The 17,246-nt window shown below is 68.4% G+C and carries 17 protein-coding genes; 10 read left to right on the plus strand and 7 right to left on the minus strand.

The annotated features are described in order from the left end of the window. Nucleotides 1-51 precede the first annotated feature (51 nt). From ACTJI2_RS14345 to ACTJI2_RS14355, 3 genes are all read right to left on the minus strand, one after another. Nucleotides 52-1,608, minus strand: a complete 1,557-nt coding sequence (locus tag ACTJI2_RS14345) for an MFS transporter (protein ID WP_440842537.1) — start codon at nucleotides 1,606-1,608, stop codon at nucleotides 52-54. 213 nt (nucleotides 1,609-1,821) lie between these two features. Beyond that, complete coding sequence (gene pip / locus ACTJI2_RS14350; RefSeq protein ID WP_440842538.1) at nucleotides 1,822-2,805, minus strand: prolyl aminopeptidase; 984 nt, start codon at nucleotides 2,803-2,805, stop codon at nucleotides 1,822-1,824. Nucleotides 2,806-2,808: 3 nt separating this feature from the next. After that, the gene (locus tag ACTJI2_RS14355; RefSeq protein WP_440842539.1) at nucleotides 2,809-3,681 is read right to left on the minus strand and encodes an EamA family transporter; all 873 of its coding nucleotides are present in this window, start codon (nucleotides 3,679-3,681) and stop codon (nucleotides 2,809-2,811) included. 116 nt (nucleotides 3,682-3,797) lie between these two features. On the opposite strand from ACTJI2_RS14355, the gene ACTJI2_RS14360 reads away from it, so the two are divergent. After that, nucleotides 3,798-4,271: an Lrp/AsnC family transcriptional regulator gene (locus ACTJI2_RS14360; protein WP_203323229.1), complete on the plus strand. Its 474-nt coding sequence runs from the start codon at nucleotides 3,798-3,800 to the stop codon at nucleotides 4,269-4,271. Nucleotides 4,272-4,570: 299 nt separating this feature from the next. Here the strand turns inward: ACTJI2_RS14360 and ACTJI2_RS14365 are convergent, their stop codons facing one another. Then, entirely contained in the window at nucleotides 4,571-5,980 is a 1,410-nt protein-coding gene (locus tag ACTJI2_RS14365; protein ID WP_183639654.1) for a coniferyl aldehyde dehydrogenase, read from the minus strand. 50 nt (nucleotides 5,981-6,030) lie between these two features. Between ACTJI2_RS14365 and ACTJI2_RS14370 the strand changes: the two genes are divergently transcribed. Together ACTJI2_RS14370 and ACTJI2_RS14375 are read left to right on the plus strand one after the other, a co-directional pair. Continuing rightward, on the plus strand, nucleotides 6,031-6,573 hold the full coding sequence (locus tag ACTJI2_RS14370) for a gamma carbonic anhydrase family protein (protein ID WP_440842540.1): 543 nt from the start codon (nucleotides 6,031-6,033) through the stop codon (nucleotides 6,571-6,573). A gap of 167 nt (nucleotides 6,574-6,740) precedes the next feature. Then, the gene (locus tag ACTJI2_RS14375; protein WP_440842541.1) at nucleotides 6,741-7,646 is read left to right on the plus strand and encodes a DUF2167 domain-containing protein; all 906 of its coding nucleotides are present in this window, start codon (nucleotides 6,741-6,743) and stop codon (nucleotides 7,644-7,646) included. 16 nt (nucleotides 7,647-7,662) lie between these two features. Here ACTJI2_RS14375 and ACTJI2_RS14380 read toward each other — a convergent pair whose 3' ends face one another. Next, a complete protein-coding gene (locus ACTJI2_RS14380; RefSeq protein WP_183641432.1) occupies nucleotides 7,663-7,929 on the minus strand; it encodes a YkgJ family cysteine cluster protein in 267 nt (88 codons plus the stop codon). A gap of 162 nt (nucleotides 7,930-8,091) precedes the next feature. Between ACTJI2_RS14380 and ACTJI2_RS14385 the strand changes: the two genes are divergently transcribed. Genes ACTJI2_RS14385 through ACTJI2_RS14410 form a run of 6 tightly spaced genes read left to right on the plus strand, consistent with a single transcriptional unit; the run spans nucleotide 8,092 to nucleotide 14,796 of the window. Next, complete coding sequence (locus ACTJI2_RS14385; protein ID WP_183639651.1) at nucleotides 8,092-8,775, plus strand: RDD family protein; 684 nt, start codon at nucleotides 8,092-8,094, stop codon at nucleotides 8,773-8,775. Continuing rightward, the gene (locus ACTJI2_RS14390) at nucleotides 8,772-9,767 is read left to right on the plus strand and encodes a stage II sporulation protein M (protein WP_183639650.1); all 996 of its coding nucleotides are present in this window, start codon (nucleotides 8,772-8,774) and stop codon (nucleotides 9,765-9,767) included. Before ACTJI2_RS14385 ends, ACTJI2_RS14390 begins: the two co-directional genes overlap by 4 nt. Then, nucleotides 9,757-11,337 (plus strand): DUF4129 domain-containing protein, encoded by a 1,581-nt coding sequence (locus ACTJI2_RS14395; protein WP_440842542.1) that lies wholly within the window; start codon nucleotides 9,757-9,759, stop codon nucleotides 11,335-11,337. The genes ACTJI2_RS14390 and ACTJI2_RS14395 overlap by 11 nt, the downstream gene beginning before the upstream one ends. Next, nucleotides 11,334-12,512, plus strand: a complete 1,179-nt coding sequence (locus ACTJI2_RS14400; protein ID WP_440842543.1) for a DUF4350 domain-containing protein — start codon at nucleotides 11,334-11,336, stop codon at nucleotides 12,510-12,512. The genes ACTJI2_RS14395 and ACTJI2_RS14400 overlap by 4 nt, the downstream gene beginning before the upstream one ends. 29 nt (nucleotides 12,513-12,541) lie before the next feature. After that, entirely contained in the window at nucleotides 12,542-13,501 is a 960-nt protein-coding gene (locus ACTJI2_RS14405) for an AAA family ATPase (RefSeq protein WP_225562395.1), read from the plus strand. Continuing rightward, nucleotides 13,498-14,796: a DUF58 domain-containing protein gene (locus tag ACTJI2_RS14410; protein ID WP_183639646.1), complete on the plus strand. Its 1,299-nt coding sequence runs from the start codon at nucleotides 13,498-13,500 to the stop codon at nucleotides 14,794-14,796. The genes ACTJI2_RS14405 and ACTJI2_RS14410 overlap by 4 nt, the downstream gene beginning before the upstream one ends. A 169-nt stretch (nucleotides 14,797-14,965) precedes the next feature. On the opposite strand, the gene ACTJI2_RS14415 is transcribed toward ACTJI2_RS14410, so the two are convergent. Together ACTJI2_RS14415 and aroE are read right to left on the minus strand one after the other, a co-directional pair. Continuing rightward, nucleotides 14,966-15,313 (minus strand): hypothetical protein, encoded by a 348-nt coding sequence (locus tag ACTJI2_RS14415; RefSeq protein WP_440842544.1) that lies wholly within the window; start codon nucleotides 15,311-15,313, stop codon nucleotides 14,966-14,968. Nucleotides 15,314-15,334: 21 nt separating this feature from the next. Beyond that, nucleotides 15,335-16,183 carry a shikimate dehydrogenase gene (gene aroE, locus ACTJI2_RS14420; protein WP_203323223.1) on the minus strand — a complete coding sequence of 283 codons (849 nt, stop codon included), beginning with the start codon at nucleotides 16,181-16,183 and terminating at the stop codon, nucleotides 15,335-15,337. A gap of 48 nt (nucleotides 16,184-16,231) precedes the next feature. Here aroE and ACTJI2_RS14425 point away from each other — a divergent pair, with 48 nt between their 5' ends. Next, nucleotides 16,232-17,128, plus strand: coding sequence for a TolB family protein (locus ACTJI2_RS14425; RefSeq protein ID WP_440842545.1), 897 nt, complete (start codon nucleotides 16,232-16,234; stop codon nucleotides 17,126-17,128). The last annotated feature ends 118 nt before the right edge of the window (nucleotides 17,129-17,246 follow it).

The raw sequence follows: 17,246 nt of genomic DNA on the forward strand, positions 1-17,246 counted from the left end.
AAGTGATGTGTCCGCGACGGCGTGCGCGCGGCAAGCGCCACCTTGGATGCCTCATGCGCCGGAAGCCTCGTTGGCCACGCTCGCCACATGGCCTTCGCCCTCGCCGTCGCGCATCAGGTGCGAGGCCATCCACGCCGCCAGCAGCATCATCGTTCCGCCGAACACCGCCACCAGCCGCATGGCGTCGGTGAACGCGGCGCGCGCGGTCGTTTCGATGGCGATGGCCTGGCCGGCCGGCAGCGTTTCGGCGGTGGCGATCGCGCCGCCCAGCGTGGACAGGGCATGGCCGGCGGCGGCGTGTGCCAGATCCGCCGGCAATGCCGGCTCCAGCCAGAAGCGGTACAGCGCCATGCCGGCGCTGCCGAGCAGCGCGATGCCCAGCGCGCCGCTGAGTTCGGCGCTGGTTTCCGCCAATGCCGACGCCGCGCCGGCGCGTTCCGGCGGCGCGGTGGTGATGATCAGTTCATTGCCCACGGTGAACACCGGCGCCATCCCGATGCTCATCGCCAGCATGCCAGCGATCAGGATCCACAGCCCGTGCGGCGGCACCACCAGCGCGGTGATGCCGAAGCCGACCGCCGCCACCAGCAGGCCGCGCACCATCACCCGCCGCGCGCCCCAGTGGCGCGCCAGCTTCGGCGCCAGCAGCGATCCCACGGTGAAGCACAGCGACCACGGGACGGTGGCGAAACCGGCTTCCAGCGGCGACAGCCCCAGCACCAGTTGCAGGTACTGGGTCATGAAGATGTACACGCCCATCATCGACAGGCCGGCCAGCGCGTAGGCGACAATCGCCGCGCTGAAGGCGGGACGGCGGAACAGGGTGACATCCAGGAACGGATAGTCCAGGTGCCGCTGTCGGCGCACGAACAGCACGCCCAGTACCAGGCCGGCGGCCAGCACCAGCAGACCGCGCGTATCGGCGCCGTACTCGGCGATCCGCTTGAGGCCGTACACCACCGCCAGCACCGCGAACAGCGATTGCGCCATGCTCGCCGGATCCAGCCGGCCGGCGTCGGGATCGCGGTACTCGGGCAGCAGCTTCGGTCCCAGCAGCAACAGCAGCACCATCACCGGCACCGCGGCCAGGAACGCCGCGCCCCACCAGAACCATTCCAGCAACAGGCCGCCGACCAGCGGGCCAATCGCGCCGCCGACCGAGAAGCTGGCGATCCAGACGCCGATCGCGAACTGGCGCTCGTGCTCGTCATGGAACATGTTGCGGATCAGCGACATCGTCGACGGCGCCAGGGTGGCGCCGGCCACGCCCAGCAGCGCGCGCATGGCGATCAGCATCTCCGCGCTGCGCGAGAAGGCGGCGATGATCGAGGCCGCGGCGAACGCGGCCGCACCGATCAGCAACAGTCGGCGCCGGCCGATGCGATCACCCAACGTTCCCATCGTGATCAGGAAGCCGGCCACCAGGAACCCGTAGATGTCGACGATCCACAGCAGTTGCGAAGTGGAAGGGTTGAGTTCGGCGCTGATCGCCGGCAAGGCCAGGTTGAGCACGGTCAGGTCCATCGCGTAGACCATGCAGGGCAGGGCGATGGCGGCCAGGCCAATCCATTCGCGGCGGGTGGCCTTGGGGGACGTCGGGGAGATCATGGGCGGTCCTGTGCGGGGTGACCTGACTATGACGCGCGAGCGGTGCGGTTTTCGACAGCGGGAAAATGCATGGGGGCCGCTTTCTCCGCCGTCGCCTGAATGACGGCGGGAGGACGATATCGATGAACGGGCCTTGTCGTCATTCCGGCGGTCTCCAACGGCCGGCAGGTCGGTCAAGCCGGGACCTGCATATGGATGCTGCACGCGGGTGAATCACGGCGGCGCGGCCCCGCTGGGCCGAAGGGATCGCGAGCCACGCTCGTGCTCCCAATGCCGTGGGAAGGCATGCGCCGCCGTCTCGGCCAGCAAGGCCGCTTGGATGCCGGGTTCGAAAGCGGAATGGCCCGCATCGGGCACGATGGTCAGCCGCGCTCCGGGCCAGGCTCGGGCGATGGCCAGCGCGCCATCCACGGGGCACAGCATGTCGTAGCGGCCGTGCACGATCGCTCCCGGCAGGTCACCCAGTTGTTCCGCCGCCGCCATCAGCGCATCCGGCTCCGTGAAAGCGCGGTTGATCGTGAAATGCGCTTCGATGCGTGCAAGCGCCAGGGTTTCCGGTCCGGGGAGGATTTCCTCCCCGGAAGGCAACAGGCGTTCGCAGGCCGCTTCCCAGCGGCAGAATGAAACGGCCGCCGGCATGTGCACGGCCGGATCGTCGTCGCACAGGCGTCGATGGTAGGCAGCCAGCAGGTCGCCTCGCTCCTCTTCGGGGACGAACTCTTCGAACCCGGCGAATGCCTCCGGCCAGAACCGGCGTAGCCCGCCATAGTCCCAGGCGATATCGTCCTCGCGATTCAGCCAGATGCCGCGCAGGATGAGGGCGACGCAACGATCGCGATGCTTGCCGGCGTAACTGAGCGCCAGCGTGGAGCCCCAGGATCCGCCGAACAGCAACCACCGGTCCATGCCCAGCCGCTGGCGCAGCCGCTCCATGTCGGCGACGAGGCTCCAGGTATCGTTGGCGTCCAGGCTGGCGTTCGGCCTGGACTTGCCGCATCCCCTCTGATCGAACTGGATGATGCGGTAGATATCCGGGTCGAAGAACCGCCGATGATAGGGAGAAGAGCCCGCGCCGGGGCCGCCATGCAGGATCAGCGCCGGCTGGCCCTCCGGGTTGCCGGACTGGCAGTAGTGGATTGCATGTCCGTCTCCGACATCAAGCAGGCCCTCCGCGAAGGGCTCCAGAGGTGGAAACATGGTTCAGTCCTTCGGTTGTTTGTGGAGGGCGACACCCAGCATCACCAAGGCGATGCCCAGCATGTCTTGACCGTTGGGGATTTGAGCCAGGACCAGCGCGCCAACCAGCGTAGCCACGGCGGGCAGCAGCGCCAGCATGAGGGCGAAGGTGGAACGCTTGAGCTTCGCCATTGCGAGCTGGTCGCAGACATAGGGGATGACCGAGGAGCAGACACCTACGCCGATCCCGGCCATGACGAGCAGAGGGTCGCTGAAGGCGGCGAGGGCTTGTTTGAAACCAATCGGCAGGACGACGATCAGGGCGATCGCCATGGCTGCGCCCAGCTGCTGGATGCCATTGCCGGCACCCGTCCGGGCCATCCGATGACCCAGCAGGATATAGGCGACGAACAGCGCACCGTTTAGAAAAGCCCAGAACAGGCCGACGGGATCACTCGACCAGGTGACATCGATTAGGGCGAAGACGCCAACGATAGCGAGCGCAAGGGCGGCAAGGTTCCGTTTCGTGCGCAAGCCATGGACGGCAATGCTGATGGTGCCGACAAACTCGATGGCGGCGACAAGGCTGATCGGCAGGCGGTCGAGAGCAAGATAGAAGGCGCAGTTCATCAGGGCCAGGCAAACGCCCATTGCCGCGATCAACCAGCGGCCGGACCTGTCCGCCCGACCGAGCGTTTGCCACGGTCGGGTGATCGGAGCGAAGACGAAAGCCGCCGTCGCGATCCGCAACCACGCCACCCCCAGCACACCCACGGCCGGAAAGAGAAGCACGGCAAAGGAGGGGCCGAGATAGTGGAACACGGCGCTGACGCCGAACCAGAGGTGGGGCGGCAAGGCATCAAGGGCGCGGCGCGCAGGCTGGGGTATCGCTTCCATATGATCATGATAGAAGGCGATATTCTCGTTTTACATGGACAAAATAAGGTCGAAAGCGCATTCTTCTGAGGCTTTGGATTGAAATATGACCGTTTTGCCTACAAAAAGAAGTAATCATGAGCCGACGCATTGTTCGACCCCTCGACACGCTTGATCGACGGTTGCTGGAACTGCTGTCGGAGAATGCGCGGCTATCGATGAAGGAACTCGCCGACAAGGTCGGTCTTTCTCCGCCCGCCGCGGCCGAGCGCGTCAGGAGACTCGAGGAGAGCGGCGTCATCGAGGGCTACACGATTCGATTGAATCCTGGCGCCGTGGGGCTGCCGCTGGCGGTGCACATGCGCCTGCGGCCGATGCCCGGCGAACTCTCGCGCGTTGCCGCCCTTCTGCAGGAGACGCCGGAGGTCGTGGAAGCAGAGCGTGTGACGGGGGACGACTGCTTCGTCGCACGTGCTTTCGTGCGAGGGGTGGAGGAACTTGAGTCCCTGATCGACCGGTTTCTTCCTTATGCCGCGACCAATACGGCGATCATCCAATCCTCGCCGGTGAAGCGCCGCATGCCCCGGCTGCCGCTCGACGAGGGAGATTGACCAACCAATCTCCGCTCTCGGCAACCGCCTGGTTGCTGATCGGTGTCGCGGCAACCTTGCGCGATCTGCATGGTCGGACCCGGCCACCCTCGTTTCCTGCGGGGGCCTGCCAATCGCGCCGTCGTCATCCCGGCGGCCTCCAACGACCGGTAGGTCGGTCAAGCTGGGACCCATTCTGCCGTCAATGAATTCCGGCGTTCGCCGGAACGACGGGGGAAAGATCTCGGTCTGCGCCGAAACGAGAACCGGATTCCGGCCCGCTTCGGCATCGCCGACGCGGGGCCGGGAGGTCGCCGGCGCTATCGGACGATGAAGTCGATGAAACGCGCCACCTTCGCGTAGGGCGGCTTGAGCATGTCGCTGCCGGCGCGGCGGCTTTGCCAGAGGATCGGCAGGGCCTTGCTGAACGCGTCGAAGCCGGCTTTGCCGTGGTAGGCGCCCATGCCGCTGGGACCGATGCCGCCGAACGGCAGATCGTTGATGCCGAAATGCAGCACGGTGTCGTTGACGGTGACGCCGCCGGCCAGGGTGTTCTTCAGGATCTTCTCGATCCGGGAACGGTCGTTGCTGAAGGGATACAGCGCCAATGGGCGATCGTGCGCGTTGACGTAGGCGATGGCCTCGTCGAGCGAATCGACCGAACGGATCGGCAGGATCGGGCCGAAGATCTCATCCTGCATCACCTTGGCGTCATCGCCCGGATCCAGCACCAGGGTCGGTGGGAACAACCGCTCCCGGGCATCCTCGGCGCCGGCCAGCGGAATCACCGTCAGGCCACGTGTCTGCGCGTCGTCCAGATAGCCACGCAGCCGCGCGAACTGGCCGTCGTTGATGATGCGGGTGTAGTCGCCCGGATTCTGCAGATCGCCGTAGCGCGCCTTCACCTGTTTGCGCAGCGCTTCCACCAGCGCATCGCGGCGGTGCGCCGCGACCAGCACGTAGTCCGGGGCGATGCAGGTCTGGCCACCGTTGAACCATTTGCCGGTCGCCAGCCGCGCCGCGGCCTGCTCCAGCGGATAGTCGTCGCAGACGATGGCCGGCGACTTGCCGCCCAGTTCCAGGGTCAGCGGGGTCAGCTGCGGCGCGGCGGCGGCCATCACCTTGCGGCCCACCGCGGTGGAACCGGTGAACACCAGATGGTCGAAGGGCAGGCCGGCGAAGGCCGAGGCGATCTCGGGACCGCCGCTGGCGACCGCCACCCGATCGGCGGGAAAGACCTCGGCCAGCAGTTCGCGCAGGAACGCGGTGGTGCGCGGGGTGTGTTCGGAGGGTTTCAGGTAGACGTGGTTGCCGGCGGCGATGGCGGTGGCCAGCGGGATCAGGGCCAGGTTGACCGGGTAGTTCCATGGCGCGATGACGCCCACCACGCCGACCGGTTCGGGCCGGATCTCCGCGCTGGCGGGCCAGAACCGCCAGCCCACCCCGACCCGGCGCGGCTGCATCCAGCGGCGCAGGTGCTTGAGCAGGTGATCGATCTCGTTGAGCACGGTCATCCCGTCGGCGATGCGGCTCTCGTGCAGCGAACGGTGGCCGAAATCGGCGGCGATGGTGCGGGCCATCTCGTCCAGCCGGCGCTTGAGCGCGTCGCGCAGGCGCTGCAGATCCGCCTGCCGTTGGGCCAGGTCGGGTCGTCGTGCCTGCCAGGCCACGCGCAGGCGGTCGAGGGTGGAGGGGAGTTCGGTCGCGGGCGTGTCGGCGGGAGTGTCCATGCACCGGAGTGTAGGCCCGGACGCGTGCGTATGGTCGCTACAATGGCGACATGACCGCTATCCGCCCCTATCTTGACCGTTTTCCCGCCCTCGGCCCGCGCGTCTACGTGGACCCGGCGGCGACCGTCATCGGTGACGTCGAACTGGCGGAGGACGTCTCGGTGTGGCCGGGCACGGTGATCCGGGGCGACGTCAACCACATCCGCATCGGTGCCCGCACCAACGTGCAGGACGGCACCATCATCCATGTGAGCCACCACAGCCCGTACAACCGGGCCGGCTATCCGACCCTGATCGGCGCCGACGTCACCGTCGGCCACGGCACCATCATCCATGCCTGCACCATCGAGGACCTGTGCCTGATCGGCATGGGCGCGTGCATCCTGGACGGGGCGACGGTGAAGAAGTACGGCTTCGTCGGCGCCGGCGCGGTGGTTGGTCCCGGCAAGGTCATCGGCGAGGCCGAACTGTGGCTGGGCAATCCGGCACGTTTCGCCCGCCGGCTCAGCGACAAGGAAATCGAGAGCCTGCACTACTCGGCCGCCCACTACGTGCGCCTGAAGGACCAGTACCTGCAGGCCGCGAAGGACTGACGCCGCCCGGTTTCCACGGTCCGGCCGGAACCCGCCGGTTGCCGGGATTGCGTTCCGGCTTGCCTGGAACCCGCCGAATCCTTTGCCGATGGCCGGAGGCTTGCCTGCCGCCGGCGCTCCGGCAACACTGGCGCGGGACAGGGATCTGTCCATCAACGGGGAAGAAAATGCTGAAACCATGGTTCGGTGGCCTGCTGGCCGCCGTGGCACTGGCGTGGGGAACGCCGGCAATGGCGCAGGAAGACGGGGAAGACGCCGGCCCGAGCGCTGAACAGTTCGTCGCGGGATTGCAGTTCAAGGAGGGCGACATCACCGTGCCAAAGGCACACGCGCGCTTCCAGCTGACGCCGGACTTCCGCTACCTGGAGCAGGTCGACGCCCGCCGCGTGCTGGAGGATCTGTGGGGCAATCCGCCCGATGAATCGGTGCTGGGCCTGATCGTGCCGCGCAAGCCGGATCTGCTGGCCGACGACAGTTGGGCCGTCGTGGTCACCTACTCGGACGAGGGTTATGTCTCCGACGAGGACGCGGCCAAGATCGACTACGCCGAGATGCTGACCGAAATGAAAAAGTCCACGAGCGAGGAGAACGGCGCGCGCAAGGAGGCCGGTTACGGCACCGTGGATCTGGTCGGCTGGGCGGTGCCGCCGCGCTATGACGGTTCGGCCAAGAAGCTCTACTGGGCCAAGGAACTGTCCTTCAACGGCAGCGCCGAACATACGTTGAACTACGACATCCGTGTACTCGGGCGGCATGGCTATCTCAGCCTCAACGCGGTGGCCGACATGACCGAACTGGCGCAGGTACAGAAAGGCATGCAGGAACTGCTGCCGATGACCGAGTTCGACGCTGGCGCCCGCTACGCCGACTTCGACGCATCCACCGACAAGGTCGCCAGTTACGGCCTGGCGGCGCTGGTCGGCGGCGGACTCGCGGCGAAGGCCGGCCTGTTCGCAAAGATCGGCTTGGTGTTTGCCAAGTTCTGGAAGCTGCTGCTGATCGGCGTGGTCGCCATCGGCGCGGGCATCCGGCGTGTGTTCGCTGGCAAGAAGGAAAAGCCGACCGTCAGTTGATATGCATCGCCAGGCATCAGGGCCGGGTGGCCCGCTCCAGCGCGTCCAGGTAGGCCATGGCCTCCTGGCGGCTACGCCCGCACATTTCCGGTCCCGGCTTGAGGGTGGCGCAGAACCGGGGGCGTTCGGGCTGGCCGAACAGCCGGCAGCGCAGCGCCTCGTCCAGTTGCACGCAGGCCACGCCCGCCGGCTTGCCGGCGGGCATGCCGGGGATCGGCGAGGCGATGGACGGCGCGGTGCAGCAGGCGGCGCATCCGGCGCGGCAGGGAAACAGCGATGACATGGCGGCAGTGTAGCCTTGCGCGGACTGGGCAAGCGCCGCCGTGGCGGCTAAAGTCGCAACGGATGGAACAGGGGATCGGATCGCGCATGGCGCGCAGCACGCAGATATCGCCAGGACGGCGCATCGCCGGCACCCGCACGCGGGCCGGCATCAGGTGACGCATTGAAACTGGACACCTACCGTGAGGTGATCACGCCCGAGGGCGTCGCCCTGCATCTGCCGGCTTCCGGCCCGGTGCCGCGCGCGGTGGCCTGGTCGATCGATCTGGCGGTGCGGGTGGGCATCCTGTTCGTGGTCGGCACCGTGCTCGGCTTGATGGGCAAGATGGGCCAGGGCCTGTCGATGGTGCTGATGTTCATCGTCTACTGGATCTACCCGATCGCCCTGGAGGCGTTCTGGAACGGGCAGACCGTCGGCAAGCGCGCGATGGGCCTGCGGGTGGTGTCGGCCGACGGCGCGCCGCTGGGTTGGCTCGCGGCGATCACCCGCAACCTGCTGCGCACGGTCGACATGTTGCCGTTCGGCTACATGGCCGGGCTGATCAGCAGCCTGGCCGATCCGCATGGCCGCCGGCTTGGCGACATGGTGGCGAGGACCGTCGTGGTCCACGTGGATCATTCGCGCGACGCCGTGCCGGCGCCGGCCGACGTGGTGGTGGCGGTGCCGCCCGGGCTGCAGCCCGACGAACAGGCCGCGATCGTCGCCTTCGGCGAACGCGCGCCATTGCTGACGCCGGCACGCCAGGCCGAGCTGGCCGACATCGTCGCGCCGTTGACCCAGGCGCAGGGACAGGCCGGCGTATTGCGCCTGTACGGCATGGCCAACTGGCTGGTGGGGCGTCGATGAGGCAGGAACAGTTCGTCGCCCGCTACCAGCGCGAATGGCTGGCCTTCGAACACTGGCTGGATCTGCGTGGAGAGCCGCGCCAGGCGCGCGACGCGCGCAACCGCGCCGAACTGGCCGACGAGGACGTGCCGGCCCGCTATCGCCGCATCTGCGAGCAGCTGGCACTGGCGCGCAAGCGCGGCTACAGCCCGCAGATCACCGATCGCCTGCAGCAGCTGATGCAGCGCGGCCACAACCTGCTGTACCGCACGCCGCCGCCGCGCTGGCGGCGCGCCCTGGTGTTCGTGCTGGCCGACTTCCCGCGGCTGGTCCGCAGCGAGGCGGCCTGCATGTGGGTCGCCGCGGCGCTGTTCGCGTTGCCGATGATCGTGCTGTTCGTGCTGCTGCAGTACCAGCCGGAGCTGATCCACGGGATCAAGGCGCCGGAGGAAATCGCCTCGATGGAGCGGATGTTCGATCCCAACGACCCGCGCCACCGGCTTGGCCGCGACTCGGGCAGCGACTGGTACATGTTCGGCGTGTACATCATGAACAACACCAGCATCGGCCTGCGCGTGTTCGCCAGCGGGCTGCTGGGCTGCCTGGGACCGATCTACGTGCTGATCTTCAACGGCGTGGACATCGGCGCCTCGTTCGGCCACCTCCAGCAGATCGGTTCGGCCGATCCGCTCTGGCGCTTCGTCGCCGGGCACGCGCCGTTCGAGCTGACCGCGATCGTCATCACCGGCGGCGCCGGCCTGCGGCTGGGCTACAACCTGCTCGCGCCCGGGCGGCGGCGGCGGGTGGACGCGCTGGTCGAGGCCGGCTGGAAGGGTGCGCGGATTTGCCTGGGCGCGGCGTTGATGTTCTTTGTCGCCGCCTTCATCGAAGCGTTCTGGTCCTCGATCCAGTCGATTCCCGCCCCGGTGAAATACGGCGTCTCGGCGACGCTGTGGACGCTGGTGCTGTTGTGGCTGTGGCGCGGCGGCCGGGGAACCCCCGATGAGGCTTGAACAGCTCACCGTCCAGCTGCGCGCGCGTTCGTCCTGGGAGGCGATGGAACTGGGCATGGCGCTGGTGCGCCGGCACGCGGCCGCGATCTGGAAGCCCTGGCTGCTGGTGACGCTGCCGGTGTTCGTGCTGCTCAACGCGGCCGGCTGGGCGCTCGACCTGATCGGCCTGGCCGGATTCCTGATGTGGTGGCTCAAGCCGGTGTTCGACCGCATCCCGATGTACGTCGCCTCGCGCGCGGTGTTCGGCGCGGTGCCCGGCGTACGCGAGACCGTGCGCGCGCAGGCGATCTGGGGCTGGAAGCCGATGCTGCACTACCTGACCTGGCGGCGCCTGAGCCCGGTGCGTTCACTGTACCTGCCGGTGGACCTGCTGGAAGGCGTGCAGGGCCAGCGCCTGCGCGAACGCCGTCGCGTGCTGGGGGGAGCGATCTACGGAAACGCCGCGCTGCTGACCCTGGTCTGCCTGCACTTCGAAGGCGCGCTGTTCCTGGGCGGCATCGCCGGCATCCTGATGTTCACGCCGCTGGAGCTGCTGCCGGAAACCCTGCGCACCACCTGGACGCTGATCGTCGAGCAGTCGCCGGCTTGGGTGAGGATTGGCCTCAACGCGCTGGCCTGGATGGCGATGTCGGTGGTGGAACCGTTCTTCGTCGGCGCCGGCTTCGGCCTGTACCTCAACCGCCGCACCCAGCTTGAAGCGTGGGACGTGGAGATCGTGTTCCGCAAGCTGCGCGGCCGGCTCGCCCGCGGCGCGTCGGCGCTGGTTGTCGCGCTGGTGCTGATGGGGGGGCTGGTGCCGGGAATGGCGCGGGCGCAGAGCGAGGACCCGGAGGTTCCAGCGGCCGAGGATTCCGACGCGCACGTGGTGTCCGATGACGCCGATGACGCACCGAAGCCGCCGACCCTGCCGGAAGTCTTCGGCGATCAGCGGGTTGACGATGGCGGTTTCCGCCGCGCCAGCGCGCAGGCCTACCGGGATCCGTCGCTCAACCGCAGCGTGGTGCAGAAGCAGTGGGAGCGGATCGACAAGGCCGAGCCCGAGACACCCCCCCGGCGTCCGCAGATGGGTTGGCTACAGGGCGTGGCGGCGTTGTTCGCCTTCCTCGCCGAATGGGGCTTGTGGATCCTGCTCGGCGTGCTGGTGCTGATCCTGCTGGCGACCGCGCGCTACTGGTTGCCGTGGATGCGCGGGGTGGGCGGACGTTCGCCAGTGTTCGATGCCGACGTTGCCAGCGAACCGGTACGGATTCCCGAAGCGCTGCCCGATGACGTGGCGAGCGTCGCCCGTCGCCTGTGGCGCGAAGGGCGCGCGCGCGACGCGTTGGCGCTGCTGTACCGGGCCGGCGTGCAGGCGATGGGCCGCCGCGCGCAGGTGGAATTGCCGCCGGGCGCCACCGAGGCCGAATGCCTGCGGCTGTCGCGGCGGATGGCGCAGGTGGAGGATCGGCAGCTGTTCGCCCGCATCGTCCGGGTCTGGCAGTACGCGGCCTATGCGCAGCGGCTGCCGGAGGAAGCGGAGTTCGAATCCCTGCTGGGACAGATGCAGGCGCGCGGCGGGTGGCTGGCATGAAGCGACCCGGAAAGGTGGCCCTCATCGTCGCCCTGACCCTGCTGGGCGGTTTGCTGATCGCGGCCGGCGTGTACTGGTTCACGCGCAACTACCACCGGGTCGACCAGACCCTGTACCTGCCGCCCAACGGCGAGGCGGCGTACAACCCGCTCTACGCGCTGCGCAAGGCGCTGGAGGCCGATGGAGTAAAGGCGCAGTCGCGGCAGCGGCTCGCACTGGACGCGCATCCGCCGGGACCGCGCGATACCGTGCTGCTGTTCAACGAAGCCAGTGGCCTGGACGCGGTGCAGGCCGAACGGCTGCTGGACTGGGTGGAAGGCGGTGGCCACCTGCTGGTGCGCACGCCGCCCCAGCGAATCTGGGACGGCAGCCCGGATCCGCTGCTGTTGCAGTGGCTGGGCGTGGAGAGCACCGACGACAGCAACTGCGCCGACCTGCAGGTGGAAGGCCAGCGCGCGCACGTCGAATTCTGTCGCGGCCGGCGTTTCCGCCTGCACGACGTGGAACCGGAACTGGCCTGGGGCGACCTGGATGCCGGCTACGTCTACGCCCGCTTGGCCCATGGCGACGGCCATGTCGACGTGCTGGCGGACTTCGATTTCCTGACCAACCAGGGCGGTGCCGGCAATCCGTTCGGGGACCCGCTGAAGGCGCCCCAGGGCGGCTTGCGCGATCCGCCGCACCAGGCGCTGGCGAGACAGGTGCTGGCGCCCAACTACGGCGCCGGCACCATGCACCTGGTCTACGCCGCGGACATGCCGTCGCTGCTGCGCACGATCCTGTTCCGTGGCTGGATGGTCTGGCTGCCGCTGCTGGTCGCGCTGCTGGCGTGGTTGTGGTCGCGGATGCAGCGCTTCGGCCCGCCGCTTCCGGCACCGCCGATGGATCGCCGTTCGCTGCTGGAACACGTGCGCGCCAGCGGCGATCACCTGTTCCGCTACGGACGCGGCGTGCTGCTCTACATCGCCGCCCGCCAGGCCTTCCTGAGCCGTTTGCGCCGCCGGGATCCGGTGGCCGCCGCGCTCGCCGGCGAGGCCCAGATCCAGGCGGTGGCCGAGCGCCTGGACATCCCGGTCGAGACCGTGCGCAACGCCCTGCAGACGCCGTCCACGCAGGACAAGGCCGGCTTCCGAGACCGCATTTCCACCCTGATCCAGCTGAGAAACCGACTATGAACGATTCCACCGCCGCAATCGACGGCGCAATGACCGGCGAAATCCTGGCCGAACGCGCCGCCCAGGTGCGCGAGGAAGTGTCCAAGGCGTTCATCGGCCAGGCCGAAGTGCTGGACCAGATCCTGATCGCGCTGCTGGCCGGCGGCCACGTGCTGATCGAGGGCGTGCCCGGGCTGGGCAAGACCTTGCTGGTGCGCGCGCTGGCGCAGGCGCTGGAACTGACCTACGCGCGCGTGCAGTTCACTCCCGATCTGATGCCCAGCGACGTCAGCGGCCACGCCGTCTACGACCCCAAGACCGAGAGCTTCAAGATCCGGCGCGGCCCGGTGTTCACCCACCTGCTGCTGGCCGACGAAATCAACCGCGCGCCGGCCAAGACCCAGTCCGCGCTGCTGGAAGTGATGCAGGAAGGGCAGGTGACCATCGAGGGCAAGTCCTTCGAACTGGCGCCGCCGTTCATGACCCTCGCAACCCAGAACCCGGTCGAGCAGGAAGGCACCTATCCGCTGCCGGAAGCGCAGCTGGATCGTTTCCTGCTGAAGATCCTGATCGACTATCCGGCGCTGGACGACGAAAAGCGGATGGTCGACGCGATCACCACCGGCCGCACCGCCGGCGACTTCGATCTGTCGCAGGTGCGACGCGTGCTTGGTGCGGCCGACATCCTCGCCATGCAGCGAGGCACCGCCGCGGTGACGGTGGACGAGCAGGTGATCGATTACGCGGTGCGCATCGTCGCCGCCACCCGCAAATGGCCCGGCATTTCGCTGGGCGCCGGCCCGCGCGGCAGCATCGCGCTGGTGCGCGCCGCGCGCGCGCAGGCGGTGCTGCAGGGACGCGATTTCGTCACGCCCGACGACGTGCGCGACATCGCCACGCCCGCGCTGCGCCACCGCATCGCGCTGGCGCCGGAACTGCAGATCGAGGGCCAGTCGCCGGACGACGTGCTGCGCGCCCTGCTGGCCAAGGTGGAAGCACCGCGCAAATGAGACCCGCCTGGCCACTGATCGCCTGCCTGGTGCTGTGGGGCCTGTCCGGCCTGGCCGCGCTGTTCGCCGGCATGCCTCGGGTGGCCTGGCTGGGCGCGGGCGCGGCGGTGATCCTGCTGGCGGCGATCGACGCGCTGTGGCTGCGGCGCCGGCCATCGCCGGTGGTTGAGCGGGAGATGCCGGATGCGTGGCCACTGGGGATCGCGCGCGAGGTGTCGGTGCGCCTGGAAGCGGCGTCGCGGCAGCGCGTGGACGTGTTCGATCTGCATCCCGGCCACTGGACCATGCAGGGCCTGCCGCAGCGGCTGCGGCTGCGCCGTGGCCAGTCCACGTCCTTCCACTATCGGTTGAGCCCGACCGAACGCGGCGACGCGGTTTTCGAAGGCACGCAGATCCGCCTGCACTCGCCGCTGCGCCTGTGGTGGCAATCGCGCCGGATTGGCGAGTCGCGCACCGTGCGCGTGTATCCGGACTTCGCGCCGCTGACCCGGTTCGCGTTGTTCAGTGCCGAACAGGCTTCGCGGCTGGTCGGCGCGCACCTGAAGCGCCGGCGCGGCGAGGGCACCGACTTCAACCAGATGCGCGAGTACCGGGTGGGCGACAGCCTGCGCCAGATCGACTGGAAGGCGACCGCGCGCGCGCGCAAGTTGATCTCGCGCGAATACCAGGACGAGAAGAACCAGCAACTGGTGATGCTGATGGACACCGGCCGCCGGATGATGGCGCGCGAAGGCGGCCTGTCGCATTTCGACCACGCGCTCAACGCCACCCTGGTGGTGTCCTACCTGGCGCTGCGCCAGGGCGACGCGGTCGGCCTGGGCGCCAGCGGTGGCGAGCGCCGCTGGGTCGCGCCGCAGCGCGGCATGGGCGCGATCGATACCCTGCTGCGGGCCAGCTATGACCTGCAGCCGCAGCCGGTCGCCACCGATTACCTGGCCGCGGCCACCGAGCTGTCGTTGCGCCAGCGGCGTCGTTCGCTGGTGATGCTGGTGACCAACGTGCGCGACGAGGACATCGAGGATCTGCTGGCCGCGGTGCGGCTGCTGCAGAAGCGCCATCTGGTGTGCGTGGCGAGCCTGCGCGAACGCGAGCTGGACGAGGCGCTGGCCGCGCCGGTGAAGGATCTGCCCGGCGCCGTCCACGCCGGCGCGATTGCCCGTTACCTGGAGCAGCGCGCGATCGCGCACGACGCCCTGCGGCGACACCACGTGATGGTGCTGGACGTGACCTGCGCGGATCTGCCGGCGGCGCTGGTGGAGCGCTACCTGGCGGTCAAGCGCGACGGATTGCTGTAGCCCGTCGCTCCGCGCCCCATCGAACCACCAAAGCAGCGTCACCACACGACCGAACCGGGGGTAGGAGCGCCGTCCCCGGCGCGAGCTTTTGCGCGCGGATTACGGGACGTTCAAAAAGCTCGCGGCCGGAGGCCGCTCCTACCGTCGGGTTCCACCGAACCGTGTTCGCTCAGCGCGGAGCGCGCATCGCCTTGGCGGCACCCCAGGCCAGCAGCACCAGGCCGACCGACGATACCAGGCCGAACAGCATGGTCAGCGCCGAAATCACCATGAAGAGGCCCTGCATGCTCTCGTAGCCACCTTCCGGCATGTGGTGGATGTTCCAGGCCTGGAACACGCTCGCCAGCAGCCGCAGCACGGCCGAACCCAGCAGCAGGCCGGTTCCCCACAAGGCCAGCGTCCGGCCGGGCGCTGGCAGCGCCCACATCCACAACAGGGCCAGCGCGGCACCGCAGGCCAGCAGTTCCGGCAACTGGTAGCCGACCACGGTCAGAAGCTGGATCAGGAACGGTTCCATCGGCGTCTCCGTGATTCGGCTTCAGTCGGCGGTGACCAGCAGTGCGTCCTTGCCGCGCAGCGCGGCATACACGGCATCGCTGTCGGGGCGCGCGCCATGCCAGGCTTCGAAGGCCTCGGCAGCCTGTTCGACCAGCATGCCCAGACCATCGACCGCGTCGCGACAGCCGGCCGCCCTGGCCCAGGCCAGGAACGGGATGGCGGCTTCGCCGTAGTTCAGATCCACCGCGAGCGTGCGCGGCGTGGTGAGGGTGAACGGCAAATCGAAATCCTCGCCGCCGCCGCGCGCCGCCGAGGTGGCATTGACGATCAGGCCGAAGTCACCGATATCGCCCAGGTCCTGCCAATAGCGTGACAGCGCACGCTCCGGCTCCCCCATCGCATCGATCAGGGCATCGGCGCGCTCGGGCGTGCGGTTGACCACGATCAGTTCCGAGACGCCGGCATCCAGCAACGCCGGGGCGACCCCGCGCGCGGCTCCGCCGGCACCCAGCATCAGGGCGCGGCGACCGCGCAGGTCCAGTCCGTTGCGACCGGTCAGGTCGCGCACCAGGCCCGCGCCGTCGGTGTTGTCACCGTGCCACTGGCCGTCGTTCCAGCTCAGCGTGTTCACCGCGCCGGCGCGCCGCGCGCGCTCGCTGGTGCGCGCGCAGATCGCGAACGCGGCTTCCTTCAGCGGCAGGGTGACATTGGCGCCCTTGCCACCCTCGCCGACGAACCGATCCAGCGCGCCGACGAACTCGTGCGGCGCCGCGTCGATGGCGGTGTAGGCCAGCGATACGCCGGTCTGGCGCGCGAACGCGGCATGGATGCGGGGCGAGAGCGAGTGGGAGACCGGATGGCCGAAAACGGCATAACGAACGGTGGACATGACTTGGTATATATCCCGTGGGTGAGGGAACCGGCACGGAGCGACACCATGAAACCAACACGGGCGGCTGCCGTCCTGATCGGCAGTCTACTCTCAGCCGCCGCGGCCGGGCAGTTGGCCGAGTTCGGCATCGAGGGCATGGGCGTGGTGTCCACGCCGGCCACCGAAGTGCGTGGCAGCGTGAGTCCGGACGGACAGCGGATCGTCTGGGGCAGCACCGACCGGAGCGGCGGCGCGGGCGGCTGGGACCTGTGGCAGGCGCACCTGCGTGACAAGCGCTGGACCGATCCGAAGCCGCTGCCGATCAATTCCGCCGCCAACGACTTCGACCCGCTGCTGAGCGCCGACGGCCGCTGGCTGTACTTCTTCTCCAACCGTCCCGGTGGCCACGGCGGAGACGATCTCTATCGCGCCGCAGTGAAGGCGGACGGCGGCTTCGGCGAACCGGAAAACCTGGGGCCGGGCGTCAACAGCGCCGGCAACGAATGGGCGCCCACGCCCAGCGCCGACGGCCGCCGGTTGCTGTTCGCCAGCAACGGGTTCGGTGGCGCCGGGCGCCATGACCTGTTCGTCGCGCGCTGGAACGGCAAGGCCTTCGTCGATCCGCAACCGGTGCCGGGGATCAACAGCGCGGTGGATGAATTCGACGCGGCCTGGCTCGATGGCGGCAAGGCGCTGGTGTTCGCGCGTTCGGACAAGGCCGGCGAGCAGCCGATCCAGTTGTTCGTCGCCGAATGCGATGGCCAGGCCTATTCCGGCATCGCCCCGTGGTCGCTGTCGTTCAATTCGGCCGAAGGCACCACGCTGGGACCGGTGGTGGATCCCTCACGGCCCAGCGAAATGCTGGTGAGCGGCGCCGCGCGCGCGCCGACGGCGGGCAAACTGGATATCTATCGCACGCTGGCGCCGACGCGGCGCGGCAAGGCGGGGTGTTTGCAGGGGTGAGTCATGAAAGCCCCTTTTGCAGGTGCTTCTCGACAGCAGGATGGCGGATCAAAGCAAAAGAAAAACGCAGCTTCCGAACAGGGAGGTTTTCCACTTAAGCCCCCTTTGAAAAAGGGGG

It is taken from the genome of Pseudoxanthomonas sp. 22568, from assembly GCF_052044485.1.
Classification (GTDB): domain Bacteria; phylum Pseudomonadota; class Gammaproteobacteria; order Xanthomonadales; family Xanthomonadaceae; genus Pseudoxanthomonas_A; species Pseudoxanthomonas_A beigongshangi.